Raw genomic sequence first — 17,620 nt, forward strand, 5'->3', positions numbered from 1 at the left:
AACGGGCACTCGCGGATGGACGGTTCGGCGTCCAGCGTGTTCTCGCGGATCGCCGGTACCCGGACGTTTTCACCGCCCATCCCGTCTTCGACGAATGTGATCCTGCACTGGCACCGCCGTGATCTCCGGGGAAGAGACAACCGTGGGCTCGCTCGCGCCGCCGACGGCGATCCGATCGTTCCGTGTTTCGTCCTCGATCCCACCGTCCTCGAGCACGCCTCGCCGATCCGGGTGCACTGCTTGCTCGAGGCGCTCGCGGGGCTCAGATCGTGGTATCGTGACCGCGGAAGCGATCTGCTCGTCGGCCGCGGCGAGGCCAGCGCGGTGATTCGCGACTTCGCGGCGACGTACGACGCGTCGACCGTCGTCTGGAACGCGGACTACAGCGGCCTCGCCCGCGATCGGGATCGAGCGGTCACAGCCGCCCTCGAGGACGACGGCATCGAGGTCGAGACGGCTCACGACGCCGTCCACCACGAACCGGGATCGATCACGCCCGCCCAGGGCGACCACTACTCGGTGTTCTCGTACTTCTGGACGAAGTGGCAGGACCGCGAGAAGGCCGCCCCGATCGATCCGCCGGCCGAGGCCGATCTCGCGGCCGTCTCCGGAGAGGGGCTGCCGTCGGTCGACGACCTTGGATTCGACGATCCCGAGGCGTCGCCGCCGACCGTCACGCAAGAGCGGGGCCGCGAGCGCCTCACCGAGTTCTGTTCGGGGCCGATCTATCGGTACGCCGACGAACGCGACTATCCGGCCGCCGACGCGACCTCGCGGCTCTCGCCACACCTCAAGTGGGGGACGATCGGGCCACGGACGGTCTACGCGGCCACCGAGCGGGCGGCCGATCGGGCCGACGCACCCTCCGAGCGAGCGAGCGTCGAGGCGTTTCGGCGACAGCTCGCGTGGCGAGAGTTTTACGCGCACGTGCTCGCGTACAACCCCGAGATCGTCGTCGAGAACTTCAGCGGGTACGAGTTCGAGATCCCGTGGCGAAACGACCCCGACGAACTCGCCGCGTGGAAGGCCGGCGAGACGGGGTATCCGATCGTCGACGCGGGAATGCGCCAGCTTTGCAAGGAGGGCTGGGTGCACAACCGCGTCCGGATGATCGTCGCGTCGTTCCTGACGAAAGACCTGCTGATCGACTGGCGAACGGGGTACGACTGGTACCGTCGGAAGCTGGCGGATCACGAGACTGCGAACGACGTCGGCGGCTGGCAGTGGGCCGCCTCGACCGGGATGGACGCCCAGCCGTACTTCCGCGTGTTCAACCCGATGAAACAGGGACGGGACTACGATCCCGACGCCGAGTACGTCAAAACGTACGTGCCCGAACTCGCCGACGCGTCCCCGGCGGAGATTCACGACTGGGACGAGCACGGTCCCGCGGATCGCGAGCGGATCGCACCCGCCTACCCGGCACCGATCGTCGACCACGCCGATCGCAGGGAACGGGCGATCGAGGCGTTCGAGCGGGCGCGTGGAGGCGATCAGGAACAGTGATCTCTGACCGCTCGGTGCGGCCGAACGGGAGCCGCAGCGCTTGAGACGTGTTCCCGTCCGGCAGCATGCTTATGAGCGTGAACCGTCTAGCAAACAGTATGTCCCCGTCGCCCGACCCGTCGTCGTCCTCTGGATCGGTGCCACCGAGCCAGGCCATCGTCGAGGCGATCGCCGCACGCGATGGCGTCGACGTGACCGACGTCGAGCCACCGGCGTACGATCCGCTGTACACGGTGATCAATCCCGAGGCGCTCGACGCCCTGTTTCGATCGATCGAGACCCGGGCCGGCGAGACGCCGACGGGATCAAACGACGCCCCCGACGCACGCGTCGTCGTCGAGTATGAGGGGTACGAGATCACCGTCTACAGCGACGGCCACGTCGAACTGTCGGAACTGTCCGCGGGGGACGAATCCGCGGAGGACGAACCCACTGGGGACGACTCCACCGGGGACCCGATCGAGGAGTGACGGTCTTCGCCCTCACTAGATCGTGTACGTGACGATGTCGTCACAGCTACAGGTAGGACACGTCCGTGCGCCCTGCTCCACTGACGTCCCACATCGCCGACACTCGACGACGACCGTCCGGTTCCGTCGCCCGAGTAGCCCTGCGATCGCGCCACGGACGGACCGGTCGGACGATCGGCCGGTGGATCGAGATCTATCTGTCATGGTACGATGATTTCGGATATCACAATTTGTTACCGTGTCCATACTGGGGCTGTCACGATCGAGTCTCAGTCGCGCTGTCGGTCGGGTCGCGATCGCGGCCGGGTAGGCAGCCGCTACTCACCGATCGAGACCGTCGCTCCCTCCTCGCTCGACTGGTAGATCGCGTCGATGATCTGCTGGACCTTCAGTGCTCGTTCGATGCTGTCGCTGATGGCCTCGTTTTCGTAGTCTCCGTCGCTGATCGCGTCGAAAAAGGCCTTCTGCTCTTCCGTGTGAGTGTCGTTCTGCCGGGTTTCGATGGACGTGTTCTCGAGGTGGTCGGGGCCGACCTTGCTCGCGGAGTGGAACGAGAGATCGCCGTCGAGCAGGTCGAACCGGGCGGCCGCCTCGGTTCCCCGAACGAAAAACTCGTGGTTCGCTGGCCGGTTCGTCGCCCACGCCACCTCGAGCGAGATCGTCCGGTTCCGGTCACAGCGAACGAACGCGCTCGCCGAGTCGTCGACGTCGAAACCAGCAGCCCCTTCGTCCTCTGCCCACATGTCGAGATACGCGTATTCTTCGCGACCGCCGAACTCGCCCCTCGTCACGCCGTTTACCTCCGTCGCGTCGGGGTACCCGAACAGGTACAGCGCGAGGTCGATCGCGTGAACGCCGAGATCGATGAGCGAGCCCCCGCCGGCGATCTCGCGGCGGGTGAACCACGACCCGCGACCGGGGATCCCCCGTCGACGGATGTAGTTCGCCTCGATGTGGCCCACTTCACCGAGATCACCCCGATCGATCCGGTTCTTGACGATCTGGACCGTGTTCGCGAACCGGTTATTGAACCCGACCATACAGTAACCACTGGAGTCCACCGCCGCGTCGGCGATCCGTTCGGCACTCTCGATCGAGTGTGCGAGGGGTTTCTCGAGCAGGACGTGCAGGTTTCGCCCGAAGGCGTCGATGGCGTACTCCTCGTGGTACTTGTTCGGCGTCGTGATGATAACGGCGTCGACGACGTCGTACAGGTCGTTATGATCTTCGTAGACGTCGACGTCGTACCGACGGGCAAAGCGCGTCCGCGCCTCGGCGGCGACGTCCATCCCACCGACGAGCGGAACGTCGAGATCGCGGAGTCGTTCGGCGTGGTACTGGCCGATATTGCCGAGGCCGACGATACCGGTCCTGCAGTCTGATCGATCGGGTGTCATCGGAGGTCTCTATGGGCAGTGGTGGCTCGTTTCGGGTCGATACACCTGGGATCCCTTTCCGAAGTGTTGGTGCTCGATCGTCTTTGATCCGTCGCCAACTGAGAGCGGATTCGGGACGGCAAGGACGACGATCCGTCAGCTATCCGCCTCGGTCGGGGTCGTGCCGGGCTCTCGTTCCGGGAGGTCGGTAATCCCGTGGACCAGCGCCTCGCCGGTGGCCGAATCGAAGAGGTGAATCTTCGATCGGTCGAGGACGACCTCGATCTCCTGGTCCGCCTCGATATCCGTGTCGGGGGTGACGCTCATCAGCAACTGGTTGGGCGACGTCGCGGGATCTTCCTCCATCGATCCCACCGTGGCCTCGGAGAGTAACAGGTAGACGAAGACCTCGTCGCCCATCGGTTCGAGGACGTCGGTCCGGGCGTCGATCGGATCCGTCGACGACTCGAGCGAGTTCGCGTACTGGACCATGTGAACGTCTTCCGGCCTGATTCCGAGGGTGATGGCGTCGCCCACCGTCGCTCCCGGAACCTGAGTCGGTTCGAACTCCACGGTGAAGTTCTTCGTCTCGAGGCCGTTCTCGATGAGTTCGCCCTCGGCGAAGTTCATCGACGGTGAACCGATGAAGCCGGCCACGAACAGGTTCGCGGGTTCGTTGTAGCAGACCAGCGGCGCCGCGAGTTGCTGGAGTCTACCCTCGTTCAGGACGGCGATCCGATTGGACATCGTCATCGCCTCGGCCTGGTCGTGGGTGACGTAGATGATCGTCGTCCCGAGTTCGCGGTGGAGCCGCTGGAGTTCGGTGCGCATGTGGACGCGCAGCTTCGCGTCGAGGTTCGCCAGCGGCTCGTCCATCAGGAAGACGTCCGGATTCCGGACGATCGCGCGTGCGATCGCGACTCGCTGGCGCTGGCCGCCGGACATCTCGTCGGGCATGCGATCGAGCATCCCCTCGAGTTGAACGACGTCGGCGGCCTGTTCGACGCGGCGGCGGATCTCGTCGTCGTCGTACTTGCGCAGTCGAAGGCCGAAGGAGATGTTGTCGAAGACGTCCATGTGGGGGAACAGCGCGATGTTCTGGAAGACCATCGCGACGCCCCGGTCCTTCGGCGCGAGGGTCGTGACGTCGTCGTCGCCGATGTACACCTGGCCCTCCGTCGGCTTGGTGAGTCCCGCGACTGTCTCCATCGTCGTCGACTTCCCACAGCCCGAGGGGCCGACGAAAGTGACGAACTCGCCGTCCTCGATCTCCATGTTCACGTCGTCGACCGCGGTGACGTCATCGTAGCGTTTCGTGATATTCTCGAGTCGTACTCGTGCCATGATTGTGATCTCCTTATTCTTTGAGTGCGCCTGCGGTGAGTCCGCTGACGATCTTTTCTTGGGCCACGACGACGAGGATCGCGACGGGTATCACCCCGATGATACTCGCGGCGGCCATGAGGTTGTACAGCACCTGGTACTGCCCCTGATAGGCGAGAATGCCGTCGAGGATCGGCGCCCAGTTCTCGGGCTGGCCGTCCGTCATCAGGAACGAGAAGAAGAACTCGTTGTAGACCGCGATGAACGTCAACACGCCGGCGGTCGCGACGCCGGGCGCCGACAGGGGAATAATGACCCGGAACAGCGCACCGAGTCGAGTCGTTCCCTCGACGCGAGCCGCGTCCTCGAGGCCGTCCGGAATCTGCCCGTAGAACGTCGTGAGGATGAATATCGCTAGCGGCATGAAGATCGCCGACAGCGGAGTCACGAGGGCGAAAGGTGTGTTGTAGAGCGTGCCGTCACCGGTGATCGGCCTGAGGACTGCGAATGAGGTGTTAAAGAGGTCGTTCAGCGGAATGAAGAAGGCGGCTGGCGGGAAGAAGGAAATTACCAACACCAGTAGCATGAGCGGCGTTCGGCCGGGGAACTCGAGGCGACCGAACGCGTAGCCGGCGAGGCTCGCGATGACGAGGACGACGATCGTCGAGGCCAGCGCGATCACGAAGCTGTTGAACATGTAGACGTGGAAGGGAATGACCTCGAAGACCTCGACGAACGCGCCAGGATTGAAGCCGTTAGGCGTAAAGACGATGTCCTGGAGCTGTCCTTCCGGCGTCAGCGCGACCATGAGCAGCCAGTAGAACGGGAATAGCGTCGTGAACAGGAAGAAGATCGCCGCGACGTAGAACATCGCCCGGTAGACCCGCTTCGGGTTGGAGATGGAGTCGGCGACCCACTGCTGCAACGGGCCGCGGTCGAGTTCCGCGTCGCGGTCGTCCTCGAGGACCGTGCCGCCGTCGGTTCGGCGAAGCGTCGGATCTCGTGACGGGTCATCCCTGTCAGCGCCGATACCTCCAGTGTCGTTGGGTTCGGTGGCGTTTCGCGGGTCCGTGGAATCTTTCGGATCGGTCATTAGTACATCCCCCCTTCGGTATCGCGGAAGAGCAGTACGTACACGGCGATGATCAGGCCGATGACGAGCGCCGTCGCGAATGCCACGGCGGCAGCGGTCGCGTAGATGCGGGTCCCGCCGAACATCGCCTCGACGACGAGGCAACTCAACGACGGCACGGTCGTACAGCCGGCGGTGGATTCGATCAAGCCGAAGACACGCATCGCGTCCATCGTCCGGAACAGCATCGCGACTAACAGCGCCGGCATCACCAGCGGGAGCGTGATTAGTTTAAACCGCTGCCACGGCGAGGCCCCGGCCACGCGCGCGACGTCGTACAGACTCCGATCGACGCTCTGGAGCCCCGCGAGGATCAACAGAGCCATGAACGCCGACGACTTCCAGATGTCGGCCACGAGGATGATGATGAAGGCGTCCCGGCTGTTGGCCAGCGGTGTTCCGCTGAAGATGCCGAGGCTCTGCATGAGGTCGGAGCCGAATCCGACCGTCGGCTGGAACAGCAGGAAGAAGATCATCCCTTGGATGACGATCGGCACCGCCCACGGGAGGATGATCGCCACGCGGACCCAGCGTCGGCCCCGGAAGTCCTGGTCGAGCACGTAGGCCTGCCCGAACCCGATCACCGTCTCCATGACGACGCTGATAACCGCGAACGCGAGCGTGACGAACAAGGCCTGCTGGAAGAACGGAGTGCCGAGTTCGATAAAAGGAATCGACGACGTCAGCCCCACGTCGAGGAACTGCCGGGCCAGCCGCGCGTTCCCGGTGAGAATGTCGACGTAGTTTTCGACGCCGACGAACGCACCGAGCGGATCCATCCCGCGCGTCTGGTCGGCGCGCAACGAGATGACGAACGTCCGAAGCAACGGGTAGAACGCGATCAGTGCCAGCAGCGCGAACGCGGGGAACAACAGTAGGTACGCGTAGGCCGCCTCGCTCAGGTTCTCCATCCAGTTGACGACGGCGTTGCCCGTCCGATCACGGTCTCTGGCCCTCCCCGCTTCGCCGCCGGCCAGCCTTCCACCGTCTGTAACCATTTCGTCGTCGGTCACGGGGCTGTCGTCGGTATCAGTTACCATTCGATTGCACCTCCGCTTCGCTCTGTTCGAGCTCTTCCGCGAGATCGTTCATCGCCGATTCGGGCGCTTTCGCGCCGCGGTACGCCGCGTTGATCTCCTGATAGATCAGCGCCGATTGTTCGGGCCAGAGGTCGGTTGCCGGCCGTGGGATCGCGTTCTCGCTGGCCGAATTAACCACGTCCCCGTAGCGAGCGACTGGGCCGACGTCGTCCGGATTGGCCTCCCCGACCAGATCGAGGTTCGGCGGGAGAAACCCCGCGAGTTCGAAGATGGTGAGCATTACTTCCTCGTGACTGAACGCCTCGAGGACTTGCAGCGCTTCCTCCTGGCGTTCCGAGAACGGACTCACGGCGAGGTTCCAGCCGCCGAGTGCCGCAGCGGTGCCGCCGGTGCCCTCGTACTCGGCTTCCTCTTCGGAGACCGCGTACGGTCTCGTCATCACGCCGAGGTTCTCACCGAAGACCTCCTCGGTTCCCGTCTCCGCGATCGCGTACGACCAGTTGCGGTTCGAGACGGCGTTCCCGGCCGCGAACGGACTGAGCGATTCCTGTTCCGTCCACTGGACGATCGGTGACGGACAGATCTGGGGGTACCCGTCGAGCGCATTCCCGCTCTCGCCCTCGATGAACGAGCGCATCATCCGGATCGCGTCGATGACCGGTTGTTCGTTGACGGTGACCGGGCGCTCGCCGGCGGTGAACAGGTTCTCTGAGCTGCCGAAGTAGGCCCCTCCCCAGGAGGTCATCACCTCGTTGAACGTACAGCAGGATAGCCCCTCGTAGGCGGCCGCCTGCGTCGTGTACCCGTAGTTGAGGCCGGCCTGGTCCCTCGCGTCGCTGACTGCGTTCGCGAACTTCTCCCAGCTCGGTGGATCCGTTCCCCAGCCGCTGGTATCGTGTCCTGCGTCCTCGATAAGGTCCTGCCGGTACAACGTGAACCCCAGATCGGGGAACATCGGCAGCGCGTGGAGATCCCCGGACTCGGGATGACGCGCCGTCTCGAGGATCGCTTCGAGGTAGTCGTCGTTGACACGCTGGAGAACGTCGTCCGAGAGGTTCTCGCTCAGGTTGACCGTCTGGTTCCGAAGGATGAACGGAACCGTCCAGCCGCTGTCCATCAGGTGGATGTCGGGCGGGGCGCGACCCGCCTCGAGCGCCGACTGGGTCGTCTGCATTCGCGTTGCGGAATCGCTGACGACGGTCTGGATGTCGACGCGGATGTCCTCGTCGAGGCCGGCGTCCCAAAGCGCCTGCTGGACGGAAGGGCCGTCGCCGTCGCTGTACATGATCCCTTCGACATCCGTTGCGGCGGTCATCACGACGGTGTTCGGTCGCTGTCCGCGACCGACACAGCCGGCGATCGCCGTCGCGCCCAACGTCGCGGACGTCCCCGCCGCGGCCACGAACGTCCGACGGGATACCCCGGGACGACCGTTTCGTCCTGTGCTATCTGGTCCCATCCGACGTAGCTAAATGACATACTGGCTCTTAATTGGTTGGCTTGCACGAATGTAACTAATTGAGACAGTCGGGATCGCGTGCTAGTGTAATCGGCCATTACGACCTCCGTAATATCGGTCGACTCCGGTCTTTCCGCGGATCACCGACCGCCGATCGGCTGCCAAGCTATGCGGGGAAGGCCCCGTCGTTCACGACGGGGAGGACGTCACTAGAGCGTCCAAGGATCCTGTCTGCTGGCATTTACGACGAGGAAAGTCACCGTTCTCGCGTCGGGGGGCCGGGCCGTGGCGTCACTGAATCGCCGTCTCCCGTGATTCGGCGGACTCGCTGTCCTCTCGCTCGAGTCGATCAGTCCTCGATCGTCGGCGGTTCGTGGCGACCGATGTGGATTTCGTGGGCTTCGACGTCCTCGAGTGCGGCGACGCGGCCACCGATCGTGACCTCCCCGCCGTCCTCGCTCTCCATCGTGAGGGCGGCGACTTCCTCGCTGACCTCGAACGAGACGTCGACGATGCGTCCGCGAACGATCCGCTGGCCGCCGACGGCGACGTCCCGTCCCTCGATAGTCGCGTAGAACTCGCCGCCGTCGTCGATGATGTCCTTCACGCAGCGGCGGATCGAGGCGTACTTGCGGGGGTACGTTCTCGCGCTGCCGTCCTCGCCGAGGGTCCGTTCGGCCGTCGTCCAGAGCACGGTCCCGAAGAAGCCCGAGACCAGAAAGCCGAGCGCGGAGCGGTTGAAGATGACGCCGTACCGGTCCTGGTCGTCGCGGAGGGCGTCCTGGGTCGCGTACACGGAGTAGTTCCCGTCGGCGACGGCCACGACGGGGGTGGTGATCCCGCGGCGCGCGCGGGCCGTCGTCGCCACTTCGAGGTAGTCGAACTCGGCCGGGTCGGGAGCCTCGGCTGCCGGCGTCACGATCAGATCGACGCTCACACCGGCGTCGACGGCGGCCCCGAGTTCCTCCTCGAACCGGGTGAGCAGATCGGGCGTCAGCGACAGCGAGAGTTCGTACTCGGCGGCGTCGATGACCTCCTCCAGGTACCGCAGGATCGTCGATCGGGACTTCACGAGCGAGACGGCCTCCGTGTCCCGGGCCGGTGCGGTGTAGCGCGCCTCGAGTTCGTCGATCATCTGTTCCAGCGAGTTCTGGACGTTTTCGAAGGCTTCGCCGGGATCGATCGCGACGACCTTCATCGGACGGGATTCGCGCAGTTCGACGAGGCCGCGATCGCTCAGGCTGCGGACGGTGTCGTAGACGCGGGGCTGTGGGATGTCGGTGCGATCCGCGATCTCGCTCGCCGTGAGCTGACCCTGTTCCAGGACGGTGAGGTAGGCGTCGATCTCGTACTCGCCGAGGTTGAACCGGTCCCCGACGCGCTCGACCGTCGAGCGAAGCTCGTCTGGTGCCATATCCGACGGAACGGTCCCGATGGGTAAATGATTTATTATGCATCGAGTAACACGCATTTTCGAAATCGCGTTGTCGAGGGGCGATCCGCGGGTCAGAACGCTTAACCACGGCCGACCTGAGGTTGTTCCCATGCGAGGGGTCGCGCAGTCGAACGCGAGCAATGTGAGCAACGCGACGGAGGAGGTCGAGGGCGTCCTCCCCATCGACGTCCCGGATCCGCTGATGGATCTCGTTCTCGCCGCGATCGTCCTCGTGATCGGCTGGTACCTTTCGAAACTCGCCGTCAGGGTCGCCGGCCGAACGGTCGCCCAGCGGATCGAACGCCCGAGCGTGACCCGAACAGTGTTACGTGGGGTCAAGGCGGCGGTTCTGGTCACCGCGCTCCTCGTCGCGCTTAGAATCCTGGGCGTCGGCGGCACCGAGATCTTCCTCTCGGTGACCGTCATCTCGGCCGTGATCGCGATCGTGCTCGCACCGCTTGTCGGCAACTACATCAACGGCCTGTTCGTCCTCGCGGATCGGCCCTACGAGATCGGCGACATGATCGAGGTCGTCGATCAGGGCCACGTCGGCTTCGTCGAGGACATCACGATGCGGTACACGAAAATCTTCACCCTCCAGAACACGTTCATCGTCGTCCCGAACGCCGAGATCCAGTCCCGCGACGTCGTCAACTACTCCGCAGAAGACGAACGGACCCGCCTCTCGATCGAGTTCGACGTCACCTACGACAGCGACATCGAGGTCGCGCGCCAGCAGGCCGAGCGGGCCGCTCGATCGGTCGACGCGGTCATCTCCGGCGGACCGGACATCCGGATCGGGAGCGCCCGCTACGCGGCAGCACCTCTCTGTAACATCGCGGAGTACGGCGACAACGGCATCATGCTCGAACTGTACTTCTGGCTCAACCAGCCGTACAAGCAGGCGGTCGCACGGTCGGCCGTCCACGCGGCGGTCCGGGAACGGTTCGCGGAGCGCGACGTCGAGTTCGCCTACCCACGTCGCCACCACGTCTTCGACGACACCAGCGGCGTCGCGCAGGTGGCCGTCGATCAGAACCGATCGGACCGGGTCCCCGCCGGTGGGTCGGTCGAGGTGGGCGACGGTTCCGGGGAGGTAGACGAGTAGCCGATCGATCGGTGTACAGGGGCGATCCGACCGCCGCGAAGGTATTTTGATAGGGGTCGGATACGTAGCCGCCGACGGATGTACGACGACATTCTCATTCCGACCGACGGCAGTAGCACGGTGCCCGAGACGCTCGCACACGGGTTGCCGATCGCCGCGACGAACGACGCGACGGTCCACGCGCTGTACGTCGTCGACAGTCGCATCACGGCGGCAGCGTCCGACGAAATGGGATCGGATCTCGAACAGTCACTGGAAGCGGAGGGACGGGAGGCCGTCGCTGCCGTCGAGGACCGGGCGGCGGCGGAGGGTCTCGACGCTGTCGGCGAGGTTCGGGAGGGGACTCCATCGAAGGCGATCCTCGAGTACGCCGACGAGAACGGAATCGACCTGATCGTCATCGGGACGCGCGGCAAGAGTCCGCGGGAGAAGGTTACCTCGCTCGGCAGCGTCTCGGAGCGCGTCGTCGACAACGCGTCGATTCCAGTGTTCGTCGTGCGAGGGGCGGGCGACGACTGAACGGGCCGGGACTACGCCGCTGCGCTCTCGACGGTGATCACGTCGCAGTCGAGGTGCTCGCGCAGGTAGCGATCGATGTCCGGATTGTCAGTGAACCGCTGGAAGATCCGCCGCAGTCGACTCGCCTGGCGCGTGCCGATGACGACGGCGTCGGCCTCCTCGGCCGCGACTTCGTCGAGAATGCTCTCCTCGACGAGAAACCCCGTTCGGACGACGTACCGCGTGTTCTCGATGCGGCCGAACGTCTCCTCGACGGCGTTTTTCAGGTCCGTTCGGCGGACTTTTCGCCCGTTCTGGTAGAGATCGATGTGCAAGACTGTCAACGCCGCGTCTCGCTCGCGAGCGACCTCGATCGCCCGCTCGAGCGTCCAACGCGAGTGTTTCGTCAACGGATACCGAACGGGGACCACGACCAACGTCATCACGACATCGAACGATTTCCTGCCGGGTAAGCTTTTCAGTTGTCTCGTCTGACCCTGATAAAACACCCCGTACCACGCTGCGGGCGTGGTGAATCGCGCCCCGACTGGCGGAAAGACACGCCTTTACCGCCCGCGACGCTACGACCGCCCATGCAAACGCGGACGACCGAGGACGACACGACGGTCTACGTGTCCGAAACCGACGGGGACAAGGGTTCGAAGGGACCCTTCCTCGTCGCCTACGAATCTCGCGACGCCGACCGTCGATACGGCTGGTTCTGTACGAACTGCGAGAGTTTCGACAACGCGATGGACTCGATGGGGCGGATCAAGTGCAACCGGTGTGGGAACTTCCGAAAGCCGACCGAGTGGGACGCTGCCCACGAGTGAGCGCTTCGATCGGCGGTGCGGCCGCGACGAGGAGTCGATTCCCGACGTAGACGACCCGAATTCCGATCACACGTATTCCGTCAGCAACTACCATCCACTGCCCAACGATCGAGCCGAACTGTTACGATATTTTATGCAAATACCACTCTCCGTGCCCGATCGTTCGACCGAAGCGGCGAAATCTTGTTACGTACTAACGTTTATGTTGGATGCCCACGTTCGTCTATACGAATGGGTCCTGTTAACATGCGACTCGTCGAGCAGGCCAGATCGATTTTCGCAGAGCTGGGCTACACCGTCGAAGGGGACGGCCCGGAGTTTCGAGCCGAACGCGAGTGGAAAGTCGTCCACGTGAATGCGGTCCTCGAGAACGGATCGCTTCCATCCGGATCGGGACGGTTCCACTGTTTCGTCGCTCGTCCCGAAGACGCAGACGATCTAGAGCAGCGGCTCACAAGCGTGAACCCGAATTACGAGTGGGCGATCATCGTCGCCGACGGGGAGGACTATCAGGTCGAACGGGCCCCGCCGGGACCGCGCGTCTCGGCCTGACGGCCGCGATCGATCATTCTTTTAGCGCACGCCTGGTCGCCGTCACACCAGCGCCGGGATCGACGTCAGCACCCATCTCTTCCAGCACGTCACCGAGCGCCGTGACCACGTAGATCACGTTCTCCGGTCGCGCGGAGTGGCCCATACAGCCGATGCGGAAGATCTCACCGTCGAGGTCGCCGAGGCCGCCCGCGATCTCGAGGTCGAACCGATCGAGCAGCTCGGCACAGACCGCGCCGTCGTCGATGCCGTCGGGCACCCGGACGGCGTTCAGGCTCGGAAGCCAGTACTCGTCGGGGGCGTTCATTTCCAGGCCCATCGCCTCGACGCCGGCTTTCAGCGCGCCGGCCAGACGTTCGTGACGGGCCCACCGCTGTTCGATGCCCTCCTCGGCCACCAGCCGCAGTGCCTCCCGGATCGCGTAGACGTTCGTGATCGGCGCGGTGTGGTGATACGAGCGCTCGTCGCCCCAGTACCCCTCGAGCAGGGAGAGGTCGAGGTACCACGATCGGGGGTCTTCGTCGCGCGTGAGGACCTTGTCCATGGCCTCGTCGGAGAGGGTGAGCGGGCTGGCCCCCGGCGGACAGGAGAGACACTTCTGTGGCCCCGAGTAGGCGACGTCGATCCCCCACTCGTCGACTCGCAACTCGACCCCGCCGAGGGAGGTGACGGTGTCGGCGATCACCAGCGCCTCGTGATCGTGGGCCGCCGCGGTGAGTTCCGGCACGTCGGGCTGGAGCACGCCCGTACTCGTCTCGGCGTGGACGAACCCGAACACGTCGGGGTCGTGTTCCGCGAGCGCGTCGGAGACGGTGGCCGGATCGAGCGGTTCGCCCCACGGGGCGTCGACTTCGACGACCTCGCCGCCCGCCCGGCGGGCCATCGAGGCCATCCGTCCGCCGAAGTAGCCGTTCGTCGGGACGAGCATCGTATTTCCCGGCTCGACGACGTTGCCGATCGCCGCCTCCATCGCGGCCGATCCGGTTCCGGAAACCGGGATCGTCCACTGGTTGTCGGTCCGGAAGGTGTACCGCAGCAGTTCCTGGACCTCGTCCATGATTTCGACGAACGAGGGGTCGAGATGGCCCACGAGGGGCGTGCTCATCGCCCGCAGGACGCGGGGATTGACGTCGCTCGGCCCCGGCCCCATCAGCGTCCGATTAGGTGGCGTCAGCTCGTCGACATGTGGCGCTTCGTTCGAAGCGGAATCGTCCGACATACTAACGTGTGGAACTGGGATCGGCAAAAGTCTTCACGAGTCGGCGACCGTTCCGACCCCGTATCCGAACGCCGATCGCAGAACCGACCTCGAGCGACGATCGCCCGGCGTCTCCGCGGGGGCCGCTCTCAGTCGGTGTGCCGATGGCAGGTCACCGGCCGTCCGTCGACGGATACCTCCGGCGGTTCCTCGACCTCGCAGACGGTGGAAAACGACTCGGCGAGGCGCTCGACCGCCGGTTCGATCGCGCCGTCGGCGACGTCGGCGAGTGCCCGGGAAAGGATCGCTTCCGCCTCGGGATCCGACAGGGGGTCGGGAACGTCGTGGACCGTCCGCAGCGACCGATCGCTCGTCCGGACCGGGTCGTCGTCGGCCGCTGCGTCGGCGATCGCGTAACGGAAATCGAGTACCGCGCGCCACTCGTCCCGGGGGAGGTCGTACCCGGGGGACTGGATAACTGCTGGACAGCGCGGATGGAACCGACAACCGCTCGGCGGATCGGCCGGATCGCCGACTTCGCCGGTGAGGGTCGTCATCTGACCGCTGTCGGCAGGGTCGAGCGCGGGCCGGGCATCGAGCAGCGCACGGGTGTAGGGGTGGGCCGGGTCGTCGAACACCGCATCGACCGACCCGCGCTCGACCAGTTCTCCGAGATACATGACGGCGACGCGATCGCAGAACGACCGGACCACGTCCGTGTCGTGGGTGATAAACAGGATCGAGAGCTCGAACCGGGCCTGCAGGTCGGCCAGCACGTCGAGAACTGTCCCCTGGACGCGCCTGTCGAGGGCGCTGACCGGTTCGTCGACGACGACGACCTCCGGATTGGTCACGAGGGCCCGAGCGATCGCGAGGCGTTGCTTTTGACCGCCCGAGAACTCGTGCGGGTAGCGATCGTAGTGGTCGCCTCCGAGCCCCACGAGCTCCAGGAGCTCGGTGACGATGGTTCGTTCCCGGTCCGCGTCGCGCAGGCCGTGGATCCGCAAGGGTTCGCCGACCGCCTCACCGACCGTCATCCGCGGGTTGAAACTGGAGTCGGGATCCTGAAAGACCATGCTGACGCGCCGGTGAAAGTCCGTCCGCGTTCGCCCGTCGGGGGTCGTCACGTCGACGCCGTCGAAACGAACCGTCCCGGCCGTCGGCTCCTCGAGGCCGACGACGGTCCGGGCTGCGGTCGACTTGCCACAGCCGGATTCGCCGACGAGGGCGAGCGTCTCGCCGCGTTCGAGATCGAACGAGATGCCGTCGACGGCGCGAACGCGACCGACTTCGCGTCTGAGCACCCCTTCCGTAACCGGGTAGTGCGTCTCGAGGTCGTGAACCGAGAGGATCGGCCCGTCACTCATCGTCGGCCACCTCCGTCGTGACGCGGGCCCGAGCACGGACGAGGTCCGAATCGGACGCCTCGTCGTAATAGATGCAGGACGCGCTTTGTCCGGTCGGCGTCGAAAACAGCGGCGGATGCACACCGCGTCGACACTCGGCGATCGCGTGCGGGCACTCGCGACTGAACCGGCAGCCGTCCGCCGACCCTCCGTCGTCGCCGTCCGGTTCGCCCCCGATCTCGTCGGCCGGCCGGTCGGCTGTCGGACCGGATTCCGGGAATCCCGGTTCGCGTGCGAGCAGCGCACGGGTGTAGGGGTGGGCCGGTTCGTCGAAGACGTCGGCCACGTCGCCCCGTTCCATGACGGCCCCGTCGTACATGACGACCACTCGATCGGCGAGTTCCGCGACGACGCGGAAATCGTGCGTCACGAGAATCACCGCGAGATCGAGCGTCCGCTGAAGATCTCCGAGAAGTTCCAGCAACTGGGCCTGGACGGTTACGTCGAGGGCCGTCGTCGGTTCGTCGGCGACGAGCAACTCCGGATCGGCTGCAAGCGCGATCGCGATCGCGACGCGCTGGCGCATCCCGCCGGAGAACTGGTGGGGATAGTCGTCGATGCGGGCTGCGGGACGGGGAATCCCGACGCGGTCGAGGAGTTCGATCGCCCGGTCGCGGGCCGCCTGGCCGGCCGCGACGTCGTGGATCGTCATCGCCTCGACGAGTTGCTCGCCGATCGTGTACACCGGCGACAGCGATCGCTGGGGGTTCTGGAAGACGTGCCCGATCCGGTTTCCCCGAACGGAGCGGCGTTCGCCCGACGAGAGTCCCGTCAGATCGATTCCGTCGAACTCGACCTCGCCGCCGACGAGTTCGGCCGACGGCTCGAGTAGCCCGGTGATCGACTCGCAGGCCACGGTCTTGCCGGATCCGCTCTCGCCGACGAGTGCGACCGTCTCGCCGCGGTGGACGTCGAAGTCGACACCGTCGACCGCCCGCACCGTTTCCCGGTCCGTCCTGAAGTAGGTCCGCAGGTTCGACACGGAGAGTAACGGAGCCGTCATCGTTCACCTCGCGGATCGAGTGTGTCACGAAGGCCGTCGCCGGCGAGTTTGAACGCCGCGACGGTCACCGTCAACAGGATCGCCGGGATCGTCGAGACCCACCACTGGTCGAGCGGATCCACCCTCCCCGACGAGGTGGCGTTTAGCCCGTGGGCGATCGTCATCCCCCACGAGTTGAGGCCCGTCTCTCCGAACCCGAGAAACGCGATTCCCGCTTCGGTGAGAACGAGGACCGGGATCAGGTGGGCGACGGCGGGGACCACCGTACTCGAGACGTTCGGCAGGAGGTGCTTGCGGACGACGTACAGTCGACTCGCCCCGGCGCTCCGGGCGGCGAGGACGTACCCTTCCTCGCGACGCTGGAGCGTCTCGCTCCGGACCAGTCTTGCGATCCCACCCCAGCTGAGCAGCCCGAACGCCAGAATCAGTAAGAACAGCGATCGTCCGACGTAGACCTTGAACAGGAGATACAGCACGATTGCGGGGACGAACTGCTGGACGTCGACGTACGTCATCGCGAGGTCGTCGACACGGCCACCGACGTAGCCCGCGACGACGCCGGTCCCGACCGCGATCGGGACGATGATCATGCTCGTGATTAGCACGACGTAGAGGGAGACGCGCGCCCCGTACACCGAGAGCGTGAGCATGTCGTGGCCGCGACCGTCAGTTCCGAGCGGGTAGGCCCACGCCCAGCGACAGCGATCGCCGGAGAGCCGTCCGAGACAGTCGTTCATGATGCTGGCGTCCGCAGTAAACCCGGCCGGCGGATGAAACCGGTGTCCGAATCGGATCCGCGGCTCCCCCACGAAAAGGGGACCGATCAGCGCGACGAGAACGAAGGCGCCGATGAGTCCGCTCGCGACGAACGCCGATCGATTTCGACGGAGGCGACGCAGGTAGGTACCGACGCGGTCCGCGTTTCGTCCCGCCGGAACGAGCACGAACGCGACGAACACCGCCAGCGAGAGCAAGAAGAGCCAGTCGATCGGCGTGACCTTCCACTGCCCGACGAGATAGACGTGTGCGTAGTACCGATCGTACAGGTACACGCCACCCAGTGCGACGAGCAGGAACAGGAACGCGATCGTCCGGGCTCGCGGTCGAACGGTCGGATCGTCGAGGGCGTCCCAGTCGATGCGTTCGAACGCTGCAGTTTCTGGCGGGTCTGGAGGGCCGTCAGCGGAGGGCATCGATATCTGCCCCCTGTTTTCGGCTAGTGTCACAAATATTTTGATGGATCAGCAGAAAGAACGGGTCGATGCCCTCCACCGTCTACGC

General features: G+C 65.0%; 17 protein-coding genes. 6 read left to right on the plus strand and 11 right to left on the minus strand.

What is annotated here, in order from left to right:
• Positions 1-96: 96 nt before the first annotated feature.
• Both MUG98_RS08175 and MUG98_RS08180 read left to right on the plus strand, forming a co-directional pair.
• Positions 97-1,506: a cryptochrome/photolyase family protein gene (locus tag MUG98_RS08175; RefSeq protein WP_265111645.1), complete on the plus strand. Its 1,410-nt coding sequence runs from the start codon at positions 97-99 to the stop codon at positions 1,504-1,506.
• A gap of 98 nt (positions 1,507-1,604) precedes the next feature.
• Positions 1,605-1,976, plus strand: coding sequence for a HalOD1 output domain-containing protein (locus tag MUG98_RS08180; RefSeq protein WP_265111646.1), 372 nt, complete (start codon positions 1,605-1,607; stop codon positions 1,974-1,976).
• A 317-nt stretch (positions 1,977-2,293) separates the two neighbouring features.
• Here MUG98_RS08180 and MUG98_RS08185 read toward each other — a convergent pair whose 3' ends face one another.
• From MUG98_RS08185 to trmB, 6 genes are all read right to left on the minus strand, one after another.
• Positions 2,294-3,373 (minus strand): Gfo/Idh/MocA family protein, encoded by a 1,080-nt coding sequence (locus MUG98_RS08185; RefSeq protein WP_265111647.1) that lies wholly within the window; start codon positions 3,371-3,373, stop codon positions 2,294-2,296.
• 135 nt (positions 3,374-3,508) lie between these two features.
• Positions 3,509-4,696: an ABC transporter ATP-binding protein gene (locus MUG98_RS08190; protein WP_265111648.1), complete on the minus strand. Its 1,188-nt coding sequence runs from the start codon at positions 4,694-4,696 to the stop codon at positions 3,509-3,511.
• 13 nt (positions 4,697-4,709) lie between these two features.
• Complete coding sequence (locus tag MUG98_RS08195) at positions 4,710-5,768, minus strand: carbohydrate ABC transporter permease (RefSeq protein ID WP_265111649.1); 1,059 nt, start codon at positions 5,766-5,768, stop codon at positions 4,710-4,712.
• Positions 5,768-6,847, minus strand: coding sequence for a carbohydrate ABC transporter permease (locus tag MUG98_RS08200; RefSeq protein ID WP_425601083.1), 1,080 nt, complete (start codon positions 6,845-6,847; stop codon positions 5,768-5,770). Before MUG98_RS08200 ends, MUG98_RS08195 begins: the two co-directional genes overlap by 1 nt.
• The gene (locus tag MUG98_RS08205; protein WP_265111650.1) at positions 6,837-8,306 is read right to left on the minus strand and encodes an extracellular solute-binding protein; all 1,470 of its coding nucleotides are present in this window, start codon (positions 8,304-8,306) and stop codon (positions 6,837-6,839) included. Before MUG98_RS08205 ends, MUG98_RS08200 begins: the two co-directional genes overlap by 11 nt.
• Before the next feature lie 349 nt (positions 8,307-8,655).
• A complete protein-coding gene (trmB, locus tag MUG98_RS08210; protein WP_265111651.1) occupies positions 8,656-9,720 on the minus strand; it encodes an HTH-type sugar sensing transcriptional regulator TrmB in 1,065 nt (354 codons plus the stop codon).
• A 130-nt stretch (positions 9,721-9,850) separates the two neighbouring features.
• Between trmB and MUG98_RS08215 the strand changes: the two genes are divergently transcribed.
• Both MUG98_RS08215 and MUG98_RS08220 read left to right on the plus strand, forming a co-directional pair.
• Positions 9,851-10,849, plus strand: coding sequence for a mechanosensitive ion channel family protein (locus MUG98_RS08215; protein ID WP_265111652.1), 999 nt, complete (start codon positions 9,851-9,853; stop codon positions 10,847-10,849).
• 78 nt (positions 10,850-10,927) lie between these two features.
• The gene (locus MUG98_RS08220; RefSeq protein ID WP_265111653.1) at positions 10,928-11,368 is read left to right on the plus strand and encodes a universal stress protein; all 441 of its coding nucleotides are present in this window, start codon (positions 10,928-10,930) and stop codon (positions 11,366-11,368) included.
• 11 nt (positions 11,369-11,379) lie between these two features.
• Here the strand turns inward: MUG98_RS08220 and MUG98_RS08225 are convergent, their stop codons facing one another.
• Entirely contained in the window at positions 11,380-11,790 is a 411-nt protein-coding gene (locus tag MUG98_RS08225; protein WP_265111654.1) for a universal stress protein, read from the minus strand.
• A gap of 150 nt (positions 11,791-11,940) precedes the next feature.
• On the opposite strand from MUG98_RS08225, the gene MUG98_RS08230 reads away from it, so the two are divergent.
• Entirely contained in the window at positions 11,941-12,180 is a 240-nt protein-coding gene (locus tag MUG98_RS08230) for a DUF5816 domain-containing protein (protein ID WP_265111655.1), read from the plus strand.
• A gap of 246 nt (positions 12,181-12,426) precedes the next feature.
• Entirely contained in the window at positions 12,427-12,732 is a 306-nt protein-coding gene (locus MUG98_RS08235; RefSeq protein WP_265112432.1) for a DUF7116 family protein, read from the plus strand.
• A 13-nt stretch (positions 12,733-12,745) separates the two neighbouring features.
• On the opposite strand, the gene MUG98_RS08240 is transcribed toward MUG98_RS08235, so the two are convergent.
• The 4 genes from MUG98_RS08240 to MUG98_RS08255 all read right to left on the minus strand — a co-directional run bounded on the left by MUG98_RS08240 (position 12,746) and on the right by MUG98_RS08255 (position 17,532).
• Positions 12,746-13,951, minus strand: a complete 1,206-nt coding sequence (locus MUG98_RS08240; protein ID WP_265111656.1) for a pyridoxal-phosphate-dependent aminotransferase family protein — start codon at positions 13,949-13,951, stop codon at positions 12,746-12,748.
• A gap of 128 nt (positions 13,952-14,079) precedes the next feature.
• The gene (locus tag MUG98_RS08245; RefSeq protein ID WP_265111657.1) at positions 14,080-15,297 is read right to left on the minus strand and encodes an ABC transporter ATP-binding protein; all 1,218 of its coding nucleotides are present in this window, start codon (positions 15,295-15,297) and stop codon (positions 14,080-14,082) included.
• A complete protein-coding gene (locus tag MUG98_RS08250) occupies positions 15,290-16,339 on the minus strand; it encodes an ABC transporter ATP-binding protein (RefSeq protein ID WP_265111658.1) in 1,050 nt (349 codons plus the stop codon). The genes MUG98_RS08245 and MUG98_RS08250 overlap by 8 nt, the downstream gene beginning before the upstream one ends.
• On the minus strand, positions 16,336-17,532 hold the full coding sequence (locus MUG98_RS08255) for an ABC transporter permease (protein ID WP_265111659.1): 1,197 nt from the start codon (positions 17,530-17,532) through the stop codon (positions 16,336-16,338). The genes MUG98_RS08250 and MUG98_RS08255 overlap by 4 nt, the downstream gene beginning before the upstream one ends.
• Between the last annotated feature and the right edge of the window lie 88 nt (positions 17,533-17,620).

Source organism: Halosolutus halophilus, from assembly GCF_022869805.1.
Lineage (GTDB): Archaea > Halobacteriota > Halobacteria > Halobacteriales > Natrialbaceae > Halosolutus > Halosolutus halophilus.

Bases quoted from the DNA above. Each gene is read 5' to 3' on its own strand.
- MUG98_RS08245 (WP_265111657.1), bottom strand. From the start codon at position 15,297: ATGAGTGACGGGCCGATCCTCTCGGTTCACGACCTCGAGACGCACTAC.
- MUG98_RS08255 (WP_265111659.1), bottom strand. From the start codon at position 17,532: ATGCCCTCCGCTGACGGCCCTCCAGACCCGCCAGAAACTGCAGCGTTC.
- MUG98_RS08240 (WP_265111656.1), bottom strand. From the start codon at position 13,951: ATGTCGGACGATTCCGCTTCGAACGAAGCGCCACATGTCGACGAGCTG.
- MUG98_RS08185 (WP_265111647.1), bottom strand. From the start codon at position 3,373: ATGACACCCGATCGATCAGACTGCAGGACCGGTATCGTCGGCCTCGGC.
- MUG98_RS08230 (WP_265111655.1), top strand. From the start codon at position 11,941: ATGCAAACGCGGACGACCGAGGACGACACGACGGTCTACGTGTCCGAA.
- MUG98_RS08190 (WP_265111648.1), bottom strand. From the start codon at position 4,696: ATGGCACGAGTACGACTCGAGAATATCACGAAACGCTACGATGACGTC.
- MUG98_RS08225 (WP_265111654.1), bottom strand. From the start codon at position 11,790: ATGACGTTGGTCGTGGTCCCCGTTCGGTATCCGTTGACGAAACACTCG.
- MUG98_RS08195 (WP_265111649.1), bottom strand. From the start codon at position 5,768: ATGACCGATCCGAAAGATTCCACGGACCCGCGAAACGCCACCGAACCC.
- MUG98_RS08215 (WP_265111652.1), top strand. From the start codon at position 9,851: ATGCGAGGGGTCGCGCAGTCGAACGCGAGCAATGTGAGCAACGCGACG.
- MUG98_RS08180 (WP_265111646.1), top strand. From the start codon at position 1,605: ATGTCCCCGTCGCCCGACCCGTCGTCGTCCTCTGGATCGGTGCCACCG.
- trmB (WP_265111651.1), bottom strand. From the start codon at position 9,720: ATGGCACCAGACGAGCTTCGCTCGACGGTCGAGCGCGTCGGGGACCGG.
- MUG98_RS08200 (WP_425601083.1), bottom strand. From the start codon at position 6,847: ATGGTAACTGATACCGACGACAGCCCCGTGACCGACGACGAAATGGTT.
- MUG98_RS08205 (WP_265111650.1), bottom strand. From the start codon at position 8,306: ATGGGACCAGATAGCACAGGACGAAACGGTCGTCCCGGGGTATCCCGT.
- MUG98_RS08220 (WP_265111653.1), top strand. From the start codon at position 10,928: ATGTACGACGACATTCTCATTCCGACCGACGGCAGTAGCACGGTGCCC.
- MUG98_RS08235 (WP_265112432.1), top strand. From the start codon at position 12,427: ATGCGACTCGTCGAGCAGGCCAGATCGATTTTCGCAGAGCTGGGCTAC.
- MUG98_RS08250 (WP_265111658.1), bottom strand. From the start codon at position 16,339: ATGACGGCTCCGTTACTCTCCGTGTCGAACCTGCGGACCTACTTCAGG.